The following is a 15,371-nucleotide window of genomic DNA, read 5'->3' as shown; positions in this document are numbered from 1 at the left end:
GTCCGCCGCCCGGTCGGCGGACTCCCAGCCACCGTTCTCAGGGCGGCGCAATCCGACGCGCGCTAGCCTCGAACGGTGAAAACCGACACGAAGGCCGTCGGCCCCGCCACCGGGTTCGACGCCCTCGACCGGCAGCTGCTGCACGCCCTCCAGCTGGACGGACGGGCGCCCTTCAGCCGTATTGCCGCCGCGCTCGGCGTCTCGGACCAGACCGTTGCCCGCCGCTACACCCGCCACCGCGGCAGCGGAGCGCTGCGCGTCGTGGGGCTGGCCGGTACACAGGCGCTGGGCGAGGTCGACTGGCTGGTGCGGGTGCAGTGCACGCCGGATGCCGCGGTGCCCGTCGCCGAGGCGATGGCCCGCCGCACGGACACCAGCTGGGTGGGCCTGATGTCCGGCGGTACGGAGATCGGCGCGCTCTGCCGCGGGGCGAGCGGCGAGCACTCCGATCAGCTGCTGCTGGAGAAGCTGCCGCGGACGCCCAGCGTCGTCGGGGTCACCGCGCACTGTCTGCTGCACAAGTTCTTCGGCGGTCCGCAGGGCCTGATCAGCAAGTCGGGGGCGCTGAGCGACGAGCAGATCGTCCGGCTGAGCCCGCCGCCGCCGGATCCGGTGCCTGCACCGGTCGCGCTCGGCGAGGCCGACCGCCGGCTGTTCGAGGCGCTGGGCCGCGACGCCCGTACCCCGCTGGCCGAACTGGCCGCCGTCACCGGCTGGTCGCCCACCACCGTCCGCCGCCGGCTGGCCGAGCTGCGCGCGGACGGCGTCCTGTACTACGACGTGGACTACGACCCGCGGCTCGTCGGGTACGGCGTGATGGTCGCCCTGTGGCTGTCGGTCGAGCCCGCCGCGCTGGCCGCCACCGGAGCGGCGCTGGCGCCCCATCCGGAGGTCGCCTTCGCGGGCGCCACCACCGGGCCGAACAACCTCTTCGCGTCCGTGGTGTGCGAGGACGTCGCGGCGCTCTACACGTATCTGACGACGCGGGTCGCGGCGCTGCCCGGCGTACGGACGATGGAGAGCGCGCCGCGGATCCGGCACATCAAGGGCGCGGGACCGTTCCTGCCCGCCGGACCGGCCACCCGACCGGCCACCCGCTCCGCCACTCCACCGGCCACCCGACCGGCCCTGCCCCCCTCCGCCCGCCCCGTCGTCCCCGGGCGCCGCCGATGAAACCCGTACTCCCCGGCCGGCGTCTGCAACGGCCCGCCGACGCCGTGCGCCGCTCGGCGGCCTGGGCGCGGGCGTGGGTACGCAGTGCCCCCGGCACCCACATCTGGCTGCTGATCATCGGCATCACCAGCGTGGTCGTCGCCTCCGCCTCCGAGGGGCTGGGCGAGTTCCTGCTGCACCGCACCAGCAGCAATATCCACGAGCTGAACGAGCATCCGGTGCCCGCGCTGCTCATGAGCGGTTTCTGGATCGAGCGCCCGGGGTCGTTCCTGCTCTATGTGGTGATGTTCGAGCTGCTGCACGCCAATGTGGAGCGCTGGCTGGGCACCTGGCGCTGGCTGCTGATCGTCGGCGCGGCGCACTGCGCCGCCACGCTCGCCAGCCAGGAACTCGTCCTGCTGGCCATCGAGGGCCACCGGCTGCCCCGGTCGATGACCCATGTCGTGGACATCGGGGTCTCCTACGGGCTGGCGGCCGCCGCCGGGGTGCTGACCTACCGGCTGCGCTCGCCCTGGTGCTACGGCTGGCTCCTCGCCGTGCTGCTCTTCTTCGGCGTCCCGCTGCTGACCGGGGCGAACTTCACCGACTTCGGGCATGCCATCGCCCTGGTCCTGGGGCTGGTGGCCTGGCCGCTGACACCGGCGGGGCGGGCCACGCCGGATGAGGACGGGGCCGGGGCGGAGCAGGACGGGGCGCGGGCCGCGCCGCAGCCGGGCGGCGCCTCAGAGCCCGGCGCCGCCCCCGACCCCGACAGCCCCCGTCAGGACGGGTAGAGCCGTTCCAGGACGACCGCGATCCCGTCCTCCTCGTTGGAGGCGGTGACCTCGTCAGCGACGGCCTTCAGCTCGTCATGAGCGTTGGCCATCGCCACCCCGTGGGCGGACCAGCCGAACATCGCTATGTCGTTGGGCATATCGCCGAAGGCGATCGTGCCGGCGGCCTTGACGCCGAGACGGCGGGCGGCCAGCGACAGACCGGTGGCCTTGGTCAGGCCCAGCGGCAGCAGTTCGACGATGCCGGGCCCGGCGACCACGACGCCCACCAGATCCCCGGCGACCTCGCGGGCGGTGCGGGCCAGCGAGTCGTCGTCCAGGCTCGGGTGCTGGAGGTAGACCTTGTTGAGCGGGGCGGTCCACAGCTCGGCCGGATCGTCGATCGGGATGCTCGGCAGCGGGCCGTCCTGGACGCGGTAGCCGGGGCCGACCAGCACCTCGCCCGCCAGGCCGTCGCGGCTCGCCGCCAGATACAGCGGACCGGTCTCCGCCTCGATCTTGGCCAGTGCCAGGCCCGCCAGCTGCCGGTCGAGCGTGACGGAGGTCAGCAGCCGGTGCTCGCCGGCGTGGTAGAGCTGCGCGCCCTGGCCACACACCGCAAGGCCCCGGTAGTCCAGGGCGTCGAGGATGTGCCGGGTCCAGGGCACCGAGCGGCCGGTGACGACGATATGCGCCGCGCCCGCCGCGGTGGCCGCGGCGAGCGCCGCACGGGTGCGCTCGGAGACGGTCTCGTCGTGGCGCAGCAGCGTCCCGTCGAGGTCCGTGGCGATGAGCTGGTAGGGCGCGGGCGGTGCGCTCACCGGGCGACGGGCTCTAGGCGCTCGCGGCCGCCCAGGTAGGGGCGCAGGGCCTCGGGGACGCGCACCGAACCGTCCGCCTGCTGGTGGTTCTCGAAGAGCGCGACGATGGTGCGCGGTACGGCGCACAGCGTGCCGTTCAGCGTCGCCAGCGGGCGGACCTTGGACTTGCCGTCCTCGGTGTCGCGCAGCCGGATCGACAGCCGCCGCGCCTGGAACTCGTCGCAGTTGGAGGCCGAGGTCAGCTCGCGGTACTTGCCCTGGGTCGGGATCCAGGCCTCGCAGTCGAACTTGCGGGAGGCCGACGCACCGAGATCACCGGTGGCGACGTCGATCACCTGGAACGGCAGCTCCAGGGCGTTCAGCCACTGCTTTTCCCAGTCCAGCAGGCGCTGGTGCTCGGCCTGCGCGTCCTCCGGGGCGACGTAGGAGAACATCTCCACCTTGTCGAACTGGTGGACCCGGAAGATGCCGCGGGTGTCCTTGCCGTACGTGCCGGCCTCGCGGCGGAAGCACGGGGAGAAGCCGGCGTAGCGCAGCGGGAGGCGGTCGCCGTCGAGGATCTCGTCCATGTGGTACCCGGCGAGCGGGACCTCGGAGGTGCCGACCAGGTAGTAGTCGTCCTTCTCCAGGTGGTAGACGTTCTCGGCGGCCTGGCCGAGGAAGCCGGTGCCCTCCATGGCGGACGGACGCACCAGCGCCGGGGTCAGCATGGGGATGAAACCGGCCTCGGTGGCCTGCGCGATGGCGGCGTTGACCAGGGCGAGCTCCAGCAGTGCGCCGATGCCCGTCAGGTAGTAGAAGCGCGAGCCGGAGACCTTCGCGGCGCGTTCGACGTCGATGGCGCCGAGCGCCTGGCCGATCTCCAGGTGGTCCTTGGGCTCGAAGCCCTCGGCGGCGAAATCGCGGATGGTGCCGTGCGTTTCGAGGACCGTGAAGTCCTCCTCGCCGCCGACGGGCACGTCCGGGTGGACCAGGTTGCCGAGCTTGCGCAGCAGCTGCTGGGTCTCTTCCTTGGCCTCGTCCTGCGCGGCGTCGGCGGCCTTGACGGCGGCGGCCAGTTCGCCGGCCTTCTTCAGCAGGACGGCCTTTTCGTCCCCGGCGGCCTTGGGGATGAGCTTGCCGAGCGCCTTCTGCTCGGCGCGCAGCTCGTCGAAGCGGACGCCGGACGACCTGCGCCGCTCGTCGGCGGAGAGAAGCGCGTCGACGAGTGCGACGTCCTCTCCACGGGCGCGCTGGGAGGCGCGCACACGGTCGGGGTCCTCACGGAGCAGGCGAAGGTCAATCACCCCACCAGGCTACCGGGGCCGCGCCCGGCGGTTCGACGTGATATCGCTTCGCGTTGCAAATTGTCCGGTTTGTTACTGTTTATTTCGATTTGAGGAGAGAAGGTGAAATGCGCACTGTGAGGTGTTCCGCAATTCCCTCGCATTGAGTTTTTCCACAGGGGGGCGGGGGTCGGAGTCCTTTATCCACAGGCTGTGCGTGAGATCTGTGGAAGTCGGAGGCGATCATTCCGGTCCCGGAATGTTCCGCTATGGATTCTTCACTCAAACCCCGTTCTCACGCTCTTTCGTGTGGGATTGCCTCGCCCTAAAGGATTGATCGCGGGAATTGTGCTGACGGAGCCGGGGTTGAGGCGCTGTGCAGCGATGTGGAACACCGTGGAGGGGGGTGGGGTCGGTAGGGGAATTTGTCGACTCTGTCCGAATCGCGCGGCCGTCCATGTCGACTTACCCACAGGTCGAGAACCGACCCTGTGGATAACTTTGTGGACAGTGGAAAACCGGCTGCTCAGCGAAGCCCGGCCGCTGAGCCGAAGCCCGGCGGCCCGGCGCCGTCCCGTCGGCTCAGCCGCGCCCGTCGAGGCAGCGCGCCAGCCAGTCCGACGCCTCGGTGAACGCCGAGTCCGTCATCGTCGGCCGTACCGTCGCCGTCACCTCGTCGGCCCGCGGATACGAGCCGAGGAACCGCACATCGCGGCAGACCCGCTTGAGCCCCATCAGGACATCGGCGACCCGGCGGTCGGCGATATGGCCCTCGCAGTCCACCGAGAAGCAGTAGCGGCCGATGCCCTCACCGGTCGGCCGGGATTCGATCCGCATCATGTTCACGCCGCGCACCGCGTACTCCTGGAGCAGCTCCAGCAGCGCACCGGGGTGGTCCTCGGCCAGCCACAGCACCACCGAGGTCTTGTCCGCGCCGGTGGGCGCCGCGGGCCGGGCCGGGCGGCCGACCAGGACGAAGCGGGTGGCGGCGTTCTGCGCATCGTGGATGTTGGTGACCAGCGGCGTGAGCCCGTATGTGGCCGCGGCGAACTCACCGGCGAACGCGCCGTCGTACCGCCCCTCCTGCACCAGCCGCGCGCCGTCCGCATTGGAGGCCGCCGACTCCCAAACGGCTTCCGGGAGTTGGTCCGCCAGCCACTTGCGCACCTGCGGCTGGGCGACCGGATGCCCGGTCACCGTCTTGACGTCCGTCAGCGCCGTACCGGGGCGCACCAGCAGCGCGAAGGCGATCGGCAGCAGCACCTCGCGGTAGATCATCAACGGTTCGCCGGAGGCCAGCTCGTCGAGGGTGGTGGTCACCCCGCCCTCGACGGAGTTCTCGATCGGCACCAGCGCCGCGGCCGCCTCGCCGCCGCGCACCGCGTCCAGAGCGGCCGGCACCGACACCATCGGCATCAGCTCCCGCGTCGCGGCCTCCGGCAGCGTGCGCAGGGCGGCCTCGGTGAACGTGCCCGCGGGCCCGAGATAGGTGTAACGACTGGCCGACATGCAAAGGACTCCTCGCTCAGCGCGGGGGCGCCCCGCCGATCTCTCCCTGTCCTGCCACGATACCGAGCCGGTACGGCGGCGAGCGGGGCGTTCCACCAGCCGGGCGGGCCCGCCGCTCAGCCCTCCAGCAGCGGCCGGCCCACATAGTCCCCGGCCTCCGCGGCGGGCGGCACCGCATACAGCCCGCTCGCCTCGTGCCGCAGGAACACCGACAGTGCGTCCCCGCGGTCCAGCTTGCGCTGGATCTGGGTGAAGGCGCGCAGCGGATCGGCCTGCCAGCAGACGAAGAGCAGCCCCGCGTCCGGCGCCCCGTCGTCGCGGAACCCGTCGTGGAAGGAGAACGGCCGGCGCAGCATCGCCGCGCCCTGGTTGGACTCCGGCGCCGCGACCCGGGCATGCGCATCGGCCGGGATGACCGGCAGCCCGTCGGGCCCGTTGGCGTCCAGCCGCATCGGGGTGGTCTCCGAACCGCCGGTCAGCGGCGCCCCGTTGGACTTCCGCCGCCCTATGACCTTCTCCTGCTTGGCCAGCGGCTGCTTCTCCCACTCGTCCAGCAGCATCCGGATCCGCCGCACCACGGCATACGAGCCGCCGCGCATCCACTGCTGGTCGGCGTCGCGCCCCACGAAGATCCGCTCATCGAAATCCGGGTCCGACGGCTTGGGGTTGTTGGTGCCGTCGACCTGGCCCATCAGATTGCGGGCGGTCATCGGCTGCGCGGTGGCGCCCGGGGTGCGGTTGAAACCGTTCATCTGCCAGCGCAGCCGGGCGGTACCGGCCGCCTCCTTCTGGAGCGCCCGCAGCGCGTGGAAGGCGACCAGCGCGTCGTCGGCGCCGATTTGGATCCACAGATCGCCGTTGCTGCGCCGGGGATCCAGCGCATCGGCCGAGAAGTCGGGCAGCGGATCGAGCTGGGTGGGGCGGCGCTTCGTCAGGCCCGTACGGTCGAAGAAGCCGTGGCCGAAGCCGAAGGTGACGGTCAGCGAGGACGGGCCGGCGTCCAGCGCCACGCCGGTGTCGGCGTGCGGCGCATGCCCGGCCATCAGCTCCTCGGCCGTCCGCGACCAGCGGCGCAGCAGTGCGGCGGCCTCCTTGCGGCCGCTGCCCGGGGTCAGGTCGAAGGCGACCAGATGGCCCTTGGCCTGCAACGGTGTGGTGATCCCCGCCTGGTGCTTCGCCCGTGCCGGGCGGAAGGCGACCGCGGTCGAACCGAGGGTGGTCAGGGCCTCGGGCCCGTCGTCCTGCGCGGCCGCGACCCCGAGGGCGCCGCCCGCCCCGCCGACGACGAGCCCGGCCGCACCCGCCGCGCCGACGGTGCCGAGGAGACGGCGGCGGGAGAGCTCCAGGGAGGTCTGCGGGGTCTGCCAGTCCGGCGCCTGTCCCTGCGGCATCTTCCGGTCCGATGTCTGCCTGTCTGGTGTCTGCTTGCTCATCAGCCGATCTTCACGTTCCTGAATTCGGTCACCTGGTCGATATCGGAGGTCCGTACGAGCAGCGTGAGCTGCCACCGTCCGGGGACCGGCAGCCGGACCCCGTCCGCGCTCCAGTGCCCCTTGCTCACATGCCGGGGTACGACCGGGAGCGGCCCCAGCTTCTTGTCCTTGAGGGTGAAGGAGACCTTCACCTCGGGGACGTCCCGGGTCCGGCCCGACGGGTCCGCGATCCGCAGCCGCAGCGTGTTGCCGCCGCTGCTGCGCCCCGGATCGAGGTCGATCCGGGCGGTGCCCTTGCCGTGCGGGCCGCCGGTGTCGAAGGGAATGGTCAGTACCTGCGGACGGCCCACCGAGGCGGACTGCTCGGTGGCCTTGACCGCCTCTTCCGTACGGGCCGGCTCGGTGGCGGTCAGCACGGTCGTCACCGCGAGCAGGACGGCCGCCACCGACACCTCGGCCAGCACGGACCGCCGCAGCCCGCACCGCTCCGGGTCGGCGTCCCGGATGCGCTTGGTGCGCGCGGTGCGCAACGCGGCCTGCTGGCGGGCGAGTTGAACGGCGCGAGCCGGGTCGGCGGCGGGGGCCGATGTTTCACGTGAAACATCCTCCGGCTCGGTCTCGGCATCCGCGGCGGCACCCGCGTCCGCGTCGGCGTCCGCGTCCGCACCCGCGTCCGCCTCGGCATCCCTGTCGACATCGACGTCCGTAACGGATTCCTCTGCGTCCGCCAGCCGCGCCGTCCACCGCCGAGACACCGAGGCGATCCCGACGAGCACCACCACCAGGCCCGCCTTGAGCAGCAGCAACCGCCCGTAGGAGGTGCCGGTCAGCGCCGTCCAGCTGCCCACCTGCCGCCAGGACTGGTAGATCCCGGTGGCGACCAGGACCAGCACCGCGCCGAACGCGATCCGCGAGAAACGCCGTACGGCGGACCGCTCGACGGCCGGGCCCCAGTACAGGGACACCACCAGCGCCGCGAGCCCGCCGAGCCAGACGGCGACGGCGAGCAGATGCAGCACATCCACGGGCATCGCGACCGCGGGCTGAAGCCCCGTCGAGGCGTGCTCGGCCATCGCCCAGGTCGTCGCGAGCCCCGCGGCGACGATCACCCCGCCGCCGCCGAGCCCCAACGTGAGGTCCTTACGGCGCCGGGTGTCCTCGCCGGGGGCCGAGCCGTCCCCCTCCTCATGGGCGCGCGCAAACGCCCCGAACAGCACCGCGATGAACACCGCCGCGGCCGCGAGCAGCAGCAGCCGGGAGACCAGCGCCGCGCCCGGTTTGGTCAGCAGCGCCTGCTGGAGCAAGCCGAAGTCGAGGACGTCGGAGAGCTTGCCCGACGCCGTGTACGCGCCGCGCAGCACCACCATCGCCAGGGTGCTGCCGGTCAGCACGGCCCAGCCGTGGACGACCAGCCGCTGCACGGACCGTACGCCCGCAGCGGCCGGCCGGCAGCCGACGACGAAGGCCGCGCCGCCCGCCAGCAGGATGAATCCGGCGTAGGCGAGGTAGCGGGCGATGCCGTAGAGCGCGCCGACCGGACCGCCGCCCGCCTCCTGCTGGGGGACGGCGGCGCTGGTCTTCGAGGGCGCGCCGATGGAGAAGGTGAAGGCGCCGGAGACCGGGTGGCTGTCGGCGGAGACCGCCTGCCAGGCGACGGTGTACGTACCGTCGCCGAGCCCCGGTGGCAGCCCCGCCCCGTACTTGACGACCCCTCCGCTGCACAGATCGCGCAGCTTGCCGCGGTCCACCCGCTTGCCCTTCGGGTCGAGGACCCGGATCGAGTCGTCGCCCATCGCCACGCCCTCGGAGAAGGTCAGCGAGACCTGCTCGGGGGCATGGTCCACCACCGACCCCTGTGCGGGGTCGCTGCCGGTCAGCGCGGCATGCGCAACGGCCGGGGCGGCGCCGCCGAACAGCGCGCCCAGCAGCACCGCGACGACGGCCAGCAGGCGCAGGGCCTGTGTCGGACGTCCCGCCTGCCCCGCGACGCCCCGTCGCGGCCCGGAGCCGGTGGTGGCCAAGGCCATGGTGATCGCTCCCTCACTCCGTGACGCGGGCTACTTCTGGGGCACGTAGTCGGTGGCCTTCACCGGCACATCGACCCGGACCGGGCCCGAGGTGGCGAAGTGCAGCTCAAGGGTGACCTTGTCGCCCTTGACCGGCTTGTGCTTCAGGCCCATGAACATCAGGTGATAGCCGCCGCGGGCGAGCCGCAGTTCGCCGTTGGCGGGCACCTTCAGGGAGCTGACCTGCTCCATCTTGGTGCCGACCGTCTTGTGCATCGTGACGTCCTTGGACAGGTCGCTGGTGACCGAGGTCAGCTTGTCCGCGGTGTCGCCGGTGTTCTTGACGACGAAGAAAGCACCGGCCATGTCCTGCGTGACCGGCTGCGGCATGTACGACTCCGAGACCTTGAGACGGGGCGCACCGCCCCCGGAGTCACAGGCCGCCAGCGTGAGACCGGCGGTGAGGGCGAGCGCGGTGACGAGGGCCGTGCGGCGGGCGGTGTGGAGGGTGCGGCGGGTCACGGGTTCTGCCCCTTGATGGTCTTGGGAAGTGCCTGGCTGTAGTTCTCGGGAGTCGCTTCCTCCATGCCGATCCAGTGGATCTTGTCGTCCTTGGGGGAGCTCAGCAGCACCTGTGCGCCGTGGGTGGAGATGACATCGCCGTTCTTCTTCTTGACCGGCTTCTCGATCCCGATGTTCACGCTGCGCGCACCGGCCTGGATACGGTCGAACGGGCCGGTCAGACCGATGAAGTCCTTGTTGATACCGGCCAGCCACTTCTTGAGCGCGGCCGAGGTGTCGCGCTCCGGATCGGAGGTCACGAACACCACCCGCACATCCTTCTGTTCGGCCTTGGGCAGCTTGCCGATGGCGACGGCCAGGTTGGACATCGTCAGCGGGCACACGTCCGGGCAGTGGGTGTAGCCGAAGTAGATCAGGGTCGGATGGCCCTTGGTCTCCTCCAGCAGGTCGTACTTCTTGCCCTGGGTGTCCGTCAGCTCCAGGTCCGGCTTCTCCATGGGGCTGTCGAGCGTGACGATCGGCTTGGACTTGGCGCCGGAGACGTCGGCGGCGGGCTTGCCGTCGTCGGCGTTGCAGGCGGTCAGTGAGAGGGCCGCGACCGCCGCGAGGGCGGACGCGAGCAGGGTCCTTGTGCGCATGGGTCCTTCTGAAAAGGGAGGGGTGGCAGGCCGGCGCGGGTCGGGCGCCGGCCCCTGCGGGGAGGTCAGGAGCTGCGGCGGCGGCCGGCGAACAGGCCGAAGCCGGTTCCCGCGATGCCCGCCACGATGCCGATGACGGCCAGTACCCGCGCCGTGGTGTCGGAGCCGTCCGCGTCCTTGGCCGCCGTGGCGGTGGTGGCGCCGTTCTTGGCATCCGCCCCGCCGTCGTCGGCGGCCGCTGCGGTGAGCTTCAGCACCGGCGCCGGGTTCTCCGGCTCCGGGTCGCCCTCCTTCGTCGGCTCGATCCAGCGCACGACCTTCTTGTCGTCGTACGTCTGGAGGGCCTTGAAGACGACGTGGTCGGCGTTCTTGGGCAGCTGCCCGACCGAAACCGGGAACTGCTGGAACTGGCCGGGCCCGACGCCCTTGCCGTCGGCGGTCCAGGTGATCTTGACCGGTGCCTCGGTGATCTTCTCGCCCTCCATCTCGATGGGCTTGGCGAGCTTGGCCTTCTTGACCTGGACCTTCCAGCCGGGCACCGGCTGCGGCATCGCCGACGCCAACGGGTGATCGGTGGGCAGGGTGACCTCGAGCTTCACCGTCGAGGAGTCGTCCCGCTCATTGGGGACGTTGAAGTTGACGGTCGCGAAGCCGCCCTTTGCGGCCGGGCCGGCGGGCTGCACGCTGACGTGCGCGAAGGCCGGGGAGGCGAGCAGCAGCACGCTGCCCGCGGCGATCGCGCCCACCACCGGCAGCCGGCGGACGAGGCGGCGCGGGGCGGGGGACGGGGCGGCGGGCTGCGAGATCTTCGGCGTACTCGACATAACAAAGCACTCCACGGGGAGAAAGATGCACGTCGCAGGGACGGTGCACGTATGGGTAGTGGTCTGTCGGTCCGGCGCGCACGCGGCGACGGCGCGAGAGCCCCTACCCCTCCGGGGAGCGTGCTTCGCGTACGTCAGGCCGCGAGGGCGAGCCGGGCCGGGGCCGGCGGCCCCCGCCTGACGACACTGTGGTGGAGCGCGAGGCCCGGCGGACCGGGTTTGTCATCCCCGTACGAAACGGGGGCGCGGCGCGGCCCGTCGTGCGCCGTACCGAGCCCCGAGAGCAGGGCGCCCACCAGCGCGAGCGCCCCGCGCAGGGTGCCCATCAGCGCCTGCGCCGCGATCTCCCGCGCCGCGGGGGCCGACAGCCGCACCAGCCGCCAGAGCGCGGCCTCGCCGCGGCGCAGCAGCCAGCCGGCGCCCAGCGCGGCCAGCAGATGGCCCAGCACCATGGGCACCGACGGCACCAGACAGTGTGCCATCTCCGCTCCGCCGGGCATCTGGTGCGCGGCGGCACCGCTCATTCCGCCGGGACCTGCGGGCGGTACCAGCCCGCCCGCCACGGCGGTGTCGTAGCCGCCCGAGCCCAGGACCCGGCGCGCCTGCGCGCCGTCCACCCGGCCGGCCTCCAGCCCGCACGAAACATGCCGCGCGAGGAGGACGGCCGCCTGGTCGGACAGCCCCCGCAGCCCACCGGCGCGCGCGCCGCCGCCCGGCATCCGCATCGGGTGCTGGCCCATCGCGAACACCGCATGCAGCGCGAGCTGGCCCACGGCGAGCGCGGTGGCGATCCCCGGCAGCGAGCGTTCCCGCCCGGCCAGCGGGGCCGCGACGGCGAACACGGCGGCGCAGCCGACGCCCAGCGTCCACAGCGGGACGGCGGCGAACGAGGCGATCATGTGCCCGGTCGCGGACAGCGCAACACAGACCGCGGTGAAGACCGCGGCCCTCAGCAGCCGCAGATCGGCGGCTGCGCGCGCTGTGGGGGCGAGCGAGGCAGACATGGCGGGCGACATCATCCCATTGCCCGCACCGGCGGCCCACGGCAGGGCGTCGCACGCCGCCGCGCCGGGGGGCGGCAACGGCGCCCGCCGGGGCGCGCGGGAGCGCGCGGGGGTCGGTACACCACCGGCCGTGCGCTCGCAGCCCGCCTCCGCCGAATGAGCGGCGTCACGTCCGGAGCATGCTTACGGACCTTGGGCTGCGGCAATAGGTATCGATATGTCTAGCGGTGGCCAGGAGGCTGGAGCGATGAGCATCTGGTGGTCCCTCCAACTGCGACGTGAGGCCGCGAGCGTTCCGCTCGCCCGCCGTCTGCTGCTGGGCACCATGGAGACGGCCGGCGTCGACCCGGACATCTGCTACGACCTGTCGGTCGCCCTCTCCGAGGCCTGTGCCAACGCCGTCGAACACGGCGGGGACGCCCCCACCGACGACTACCGCGTCACCGCCTTCATCGACGGCGACACCTGCCGCATCGAGGTCACCGACTCCGGCCCCGGCTTCCGCCGCCCCCAGCCCCCCGCCCCCGTCCCCACCCCCACCCAGGCCCCCGCCGACGCCGAGGACGGCCGCGGCCTCTTCCTCATCGAGGCCCTCACCGACCACGTCCGCTACCGCAACCGCACCGGCAGACGCGGCGCGGTGGTCAGCTTCGACAAGATCCTCAAGTGGCGCGAGGGGGCGGCGCTTCCGATGGCGTCGTGAGCGGTCAGGCGTGCGGCCGACCAGTTGGCGAAACTCTTCGGGATCCGCGCCCGGGGAGACCTCACCGGCCAGGAGTTCCAGCGCGCCAAGGAGAGGATCCTGCGCTGAACCGAGATTCCGCACTGAACCGACACGGCGTCACACAACTGCCGCACACAACTGCCTCACGCAGCGTCAAATCCGCTGCGCACGTAGGCGACCGCGGCCTGTCCGTAGTCGTCGGTGATCGCCCCTGCGGGGCCCTGTGCAGCGCCGTCTCGCAGCGTGAGGACCTCCCCCGCGGCGTCCCCTGTCCCTGCGAGACCGGCGTGCACCAGAACTAACGCGAAGTTGCTCGCGTTAGTCTTTGTCGGACAATACTTGGCGTGAACCCGCACTGCAATACGGAGGCGCCGTGACCACAGCGCACCGGGCCTCGGGGGAGGCCCGCCCGGGGGGACGTACCGCGCGGACTCGGCAGGCCGTACTGGCCGCCGTCTTCGAGGAGTTGGGACACGGCGGCCCTGCCGCGCTGAGCATGGAAAGGGTTGCTCAGCGCTCCGGAATCCATCTGGCGACGCTCTACCGGCGCTGGCGCTGCGCCGAGGGTCTGGTCTGCGATCTGCTGAACGGGCTGAGCGCGGATGTGCCGCTGCCCGACACCGGTACGCTGCCCGGCGATCTGCGTGCGCTGGCCCGTTCGATAGGCGCGTTCTACGCGGACGAGCGGATACGCAGCCTGATCGAGGCGGTGGTCTCGGCCGCCGCCCGCGACCCGCAGGCCGCCACGGTGCTGCGGGATTTCTTCTCCGAACGGCTGACACTGGCCGGCCAGATGGTGGTCCGCGCCGTCGAACGCGGTGAACTGCCCCCCGATACGGACCCGGAGGCGGTGATGGCGGCCCTGGGCGCGCCCTTCTACTACCGCATCCTGATCGCCCGCGGTCCGGTCGACGCGGCCCTGGCCGAGTCCACCGCCACCGCGGTGTGGGTGGCGGCCCGCGCGGGCGCGTACCGGCGGACGGAGCCCCACAACGGTGCGCCGCGCGACGGCCGGTGACCCATCCCGGGACACCGGCCGTCGCCATCACGCCGTTACGGCGCCACGCCATCAGGCCGTCAGGCCGGCATTGCCGTCACGCCGTCACTCACCCCACGGCTACTTCCCCAGCAGCCCCGCCATCCACGCCTCGACCTCGTCCGACCGGCGCGGCAGCCCGGCCGACAGGTTCCGGTTGCCGTCCTCGGTCACCAGGATGTCGTCCTCGATCCGCACACCGATACCGCGGTACTCCTCGGGCACCGTCAGATCGTCCGCCTGGAAGTACAGACCGGGTTCGACGGTGAGCACCATCCCCGGCTCCAGCGTGCCGTCGACATACGCCTCCCGGCGGGCCGCGGCGCAGTCGTGGACGTCCAGGCCGAGCATGTGGCCCGTGCCGTGCAGCGTCCAGCGGCGCTGGAGGCCCAGCTCCAGCACCCGATCGACGGGGCCCTCGACCAGACCCCACTCGACCAGCTTCTCGGTGAGCACCCGCTGCGCCGCGTCGTGGAAGTCGCGGTAGGCCGCGCCCGGCTTGACCGCGGCGATGCCCGCCTCCTGGGCCTCGTACACCGCGTCGTAGATCGCGCGCTGGAGGTCGGTGTAGCGGCCGTTGACGGGCAGGGTGCGGGTGACGTCCGCGGTGTAGAGGCTGTGGGTCTCCACGCCCGCGTCCAGCAGCAGCAGGTCGCCGGAGCGGACCCGCCCGTCGTTGCGGACCCAGTGCAGGGTGGTGGCGTTGGGGCCCGCGGCGCAGATCGAGCCGTAGCCGATGTCGTAGCCCTCGACGCGGGCGCGCAGGAAGAAGGTCCCCTCGATGTAGCGCTCGCTGGTGGCCTCGGCCTTGTCCAGGACCTTCACGACGTCCTCGAAGCCGCGCACGGTCGAGTCGACGGCCTTCTGGAGCTCGCCGATCTCGAACTCGTCCTTGATCACCCGGGCCTCGGACAGATACGCCCGCAGCTCTTCGTCGCGCTCGGCGGTGACCTTGTCCGTCAGCGCGGCCTCGATGGCGGCGTCGTGCCCGCGGACGGCCCGCACCGGGCCGGTGGCCTCGGTCAGCGCCGCGGCCAGCTCGCGTACGTCCTTGCAGGGGATGCCGAGCAACGCCTCGGCCTCGGTCAGGCTGTGACGTCGGCCGACCCACAGCTCGCCCATGCCGCTCAGCCAGAACTCGCCGTTCTCGCGGTTGGAGCGGGGCAGGCGGTAGAGGGTCGCCTCGTGCCCGTCCTCGGTGGGCTCCAGGACGAGGATGCTGCCGTCGGTCTGGTCGCCGGTGAGGTAGACGTACTCGGTCGCGGCGCGGAAGGCGTACTCGGTGTCGTTGGAGCGGGTCTTGAGCCGGCCCGCCGGGATCACCAGGCGCTCGCCGGGGAAGCGCGCCGAGAGCGCGGCGCGGCGGCGGGCGGCGTTCGGGGCCTGCTCGATCGGTTCGAGACCGCGCAGCTCGGTGTCGGCCCAGCCGCTCTTCATGTTCTCCGCGAGCTCATCCGAGACGCCCGGGTAAAGGCCGTTCTTGCGCTGCTTGATCGGCTGCTCGTCCTCGTCCGGGGTCTCCGGCGTGAGCTCGTCGGTCACAATGCCTCCTTTAAGACGGAACCGCCATCCATCGTATGTGCGGATGGCAAGGGGTCCAGGGCTAGGAAGCTGTGACTTTTCGGGCATCGCGGCCTTACGAACCCCGGCTGCCCCTCGACTGC

Annotated in this window: 14 protein-coding genes; 4 read left to right on the top strand and 10 right to left on the bottom strand. The window is 71.9% G+C overall.

Annotated features, from left to right (window positions below; translation table 11 throughout):
• The first annotated feature begins 75 nt into the window (after positions 1-75).
• Together SNA_RS01885 and SNA_RS01880 are read left to right on the top strand one after the other, a co-directional pair.
• Complete coding sequence (locus SNA_RS01885; protein ID WP_078969610.1) at positions 76-1,173, top strand: Lrp/AsnC family transcriptional regulator; 1,098 nt, start codon at positions 76-78, stop codon at positions 1,171-1,173.
• The gene (locus SNA_RS01880; protein ID WP_241779515.1) at positions 1,170-1,946 is read left to right on the top strand and encodes a rhomboid-like protein; all 777 of its coding nucleotides are present in this window, start codon (positions 1,170-1,172) and stop codon (positions 1,944-1,946) included. Before SNA_RS01885 ends, SNA_RS01880 begins: the two co-directional genes overlap by 4 nt.
• Here the strand turns inward: SNA_RS01880 and SNA_RS01875 are convergent.
• The 9 genes from SNA_RS01875 to SNA_RS01835 all read right to left on the bottom strand — a co-directional run bounded on the left by SNA_RS01875 (position 1,934) and on the right by SNA_RS01835 (position 11,947).
• On the bottom strand, positions 1,934-2,746 hold the full coding sequence (locus SNA_RS01875) for an HAD family hydrolase (RefSeq protein ID WP_030064532.1): 813 nt from the start codon (positions 2,744-2,746) through the stop codon (positions 1,934-1,936). The genes SNA_RS01880 and SNA_RS01875 overlap by 13 nt on opposite strands.
• The gene (serS, locus tag SNA_RS01870; RefSeq protein ID WP_030064533.1) at positions 2,743-4,032 is read right to left on the bottom strand and encodes a serine--tRNA ligase; all 1,290 of its coding nucleotides are present in this window, start codon (positions 4,030-4,032) and stop codon (positions 2,743-2,745) included. The genes SNA_RS01875 and serS overlap by 4 nt, the downstream gene beginning before the upstream one ends.
• A 561-nt stretch (positions 4,033-4,593) precedes the next feature.
• Entirely contained in the window at positions 4,594-5,520 is a 927-nt protein-coding gene (pheA, locus tag SNA_RS01865; protein WP_044362720.1) for a prephenate dehydratase, read from the bottom strand.
• Between the two features lie 116 nt (positions 5,521-5,636).
• Positions 5,637-6,911, bottom strand: coding sequence for an iron uptake transporter deferrochelatase/peroxidase subunit (gene efeB, locus SNA_RS01860; RefSeq protein WP_044363099.1), 1,275 nt, complete (start codon positions 6,909-6,911; stop codon positions 5,637-5,639).
• A 41-nt stretch (positions 6,912-6,952) separates the two neighbouring features.
• Positions 6,953-8,980, bottom strand: a complete 2,028-nt coding sequence (locus SNA_RS01855; protein WP_044362718.1) for a copper resistance CopC/CopD family protein — start codon at positions 8,978-8,980, stop codon at positions 6,953-6,955.
• Positions 8,981-9,010: 30 nt separating this feature from the next.
• Positions 9,011-9,481 (bottom strand): copper chaperone PCu(A)C, encoded by a 471-nt coding sequence (locus SNA_RS01850; RefSeq protein WP_030062770.1) that lies wholly within the window; start codon positions 9,479-9,481, stop codon positions 9,011-9,013.
• Entirely contained in the window at positions 9,478-10,119 is a 642-nt protein-coding gene (locus tag SNA_RS01845) for an SCO family protein (RefSeq protein WP_030062769.1), read from the bottom strand. The genes SNA_RS01850 and SNA_RS01845 overlap by 4 nt, the downstream gene beginning before the upstream one ends.
• 65 nt (positions 10,120-10,184) lie before the next feature.
• Complete coding sequence (locus SNA_RS01840) at positions 10,185-10,943, bottom strand: YcnI family copper-binding membrane protein (RefSeq protein WP_044362715.1); 759 nt, start codon at positions 10,941-10,943, stop codon at positions 10,185-10,187.
• Between the two features lie 134 nt (positions 10,944-11,077).
• Positions 11,078-11,947, bottom strand: a complete 870-nt coding sequence (locus SNA_RS01835; RefSeq protein ID WP_030062767.1) for a hypothetical protein — start codon at positions 11,945-11,947, stop codon at positions 11,078-11,080.
• 247 nt (positions 11,948-12,194) lie between these two features.
• On the opposite strand from SNA_RS01835, the gene SNA_RS01830 reads away from it, so the two are divergent.
• The gene (locus SNA_RS01830) at positions 12,195-12,650 is read left to right on the top strand and encodes an ATP-binding protein (protein ID WP_044362711.1); all 456 of its coding nucleotides are present in this window, start codon (positions 12,195-12,197) and stop codon (positions 12,648-12,650) included.
• 394 nt (positions 12,651-13,044) lie between these two features.
• Positions 13,045-13,689, top strand: a complete 645-nt coding sequence (locus SNA_RS01825) for a TetR-like C-terminal domain-containing protein (RefSeq protein ID WP_044362708.1) — start codon at positions 13,045-13,047, stop codon at positions 13,687-13,689.
• Positions 13,690-13,788: 99 nt separating this feature from the next.
• Here the strand turns inward: SNA_RS01825 and SNA_RS01820 are convergent, their stop codons facing one another.
• Positions 13,789-15,249 carry an aminopeptidase P family protein gene (locus tag SNA_RS01820; RefSeq protein ID WP_030073327.1) on the bottom strand — a complete coding sequence of 487 codons (1,461 nt, stop codon included), beginning with the start codon at positions 15,247-15,249 and terminating at the stop codon, positions 13,789-13,791.
• Positions 15,250-15,371: the final 122 nt, after the last annotated feature.

It is taken from the genome of Streptomyces natalensis ATCC 27448, assembly GCF_000935125.1.
GTDB classification, from domain to species: domain Bacteria; phylum Actinomycetota; class Actinomycetes; order Streptomycetales; family Streptomycetaceae; genus Streptomyces; species Streptomyces natalensis.
The sequence above is the reverse complement of the archived record's forward strand: the minus strand, read 5'-3'. Positions and strand labels throughout refer to the sequence as shown.

What these genes read in the sequence shown, in the direction of transcription:
- SNA_RS01880 (WP_241779515.1), top strand. Translation starts at nt 1,170, where the DNA reads ATGAAACCCGTACTCCCCGGCCGGCGTCTGCAACGGCCCGCCGACGCC.
- pheA (WP_044362720.1), bottom strand. Translation starts at nt 5,520, where the DNA reads ATGTCGGCCAGTCGTTACACCTATCTCGGGCCCGCGGGCACGTTCACC.
- efeB (WP_044363099.1), bottom strand. Translation starts at nt 6,911, where the DNA reads ATGCCGCAGGGACAGGCGCCGGACTGGCAGACCCCGCAGACCTCCCTG.
- SNA_RS01855 (WP_044362718.1), bottom strand. Translation starts at nt 8,980, where the DNA reads ATGGCCTTGGCCACCACCGGCTCCGGGCCGCGACGGGGCGTCGCGGGG.
- SNA_RS01845 (WP_030062769.1), bottom strand. Translation starts at nt 10,119, where the DNA reads ATGCGCACAAGGACCCTGCTCGCGTCCGCCCTCGCGGCGGTCGCGGCC.
- SNA_RS01840 (WP_044362715.1), bottom strand. Translation starts at nt 10,943, where the DNA reads ATGTCGAGTACGCCGAAGATCTCGCAGCCCGCCGCCCCGTCCCCCGCC.
- SNA_RS01835 (WP_030062767.1), bottom strand. Translation starts at nt 11,947, where the DNA reads ATGTCTGCCTCGCTCGCCCCCACAGCGCGCGCAGCCGCCGATCTGCGG.
- SNA_RS01830 (WP_044362711.1), top strand. Translation starts at nt 12,195, where the DNA reads ATGAGCATCTGGTGGTCCCTCCAACTGCGACGTGAGGCCGCGAGCGTT.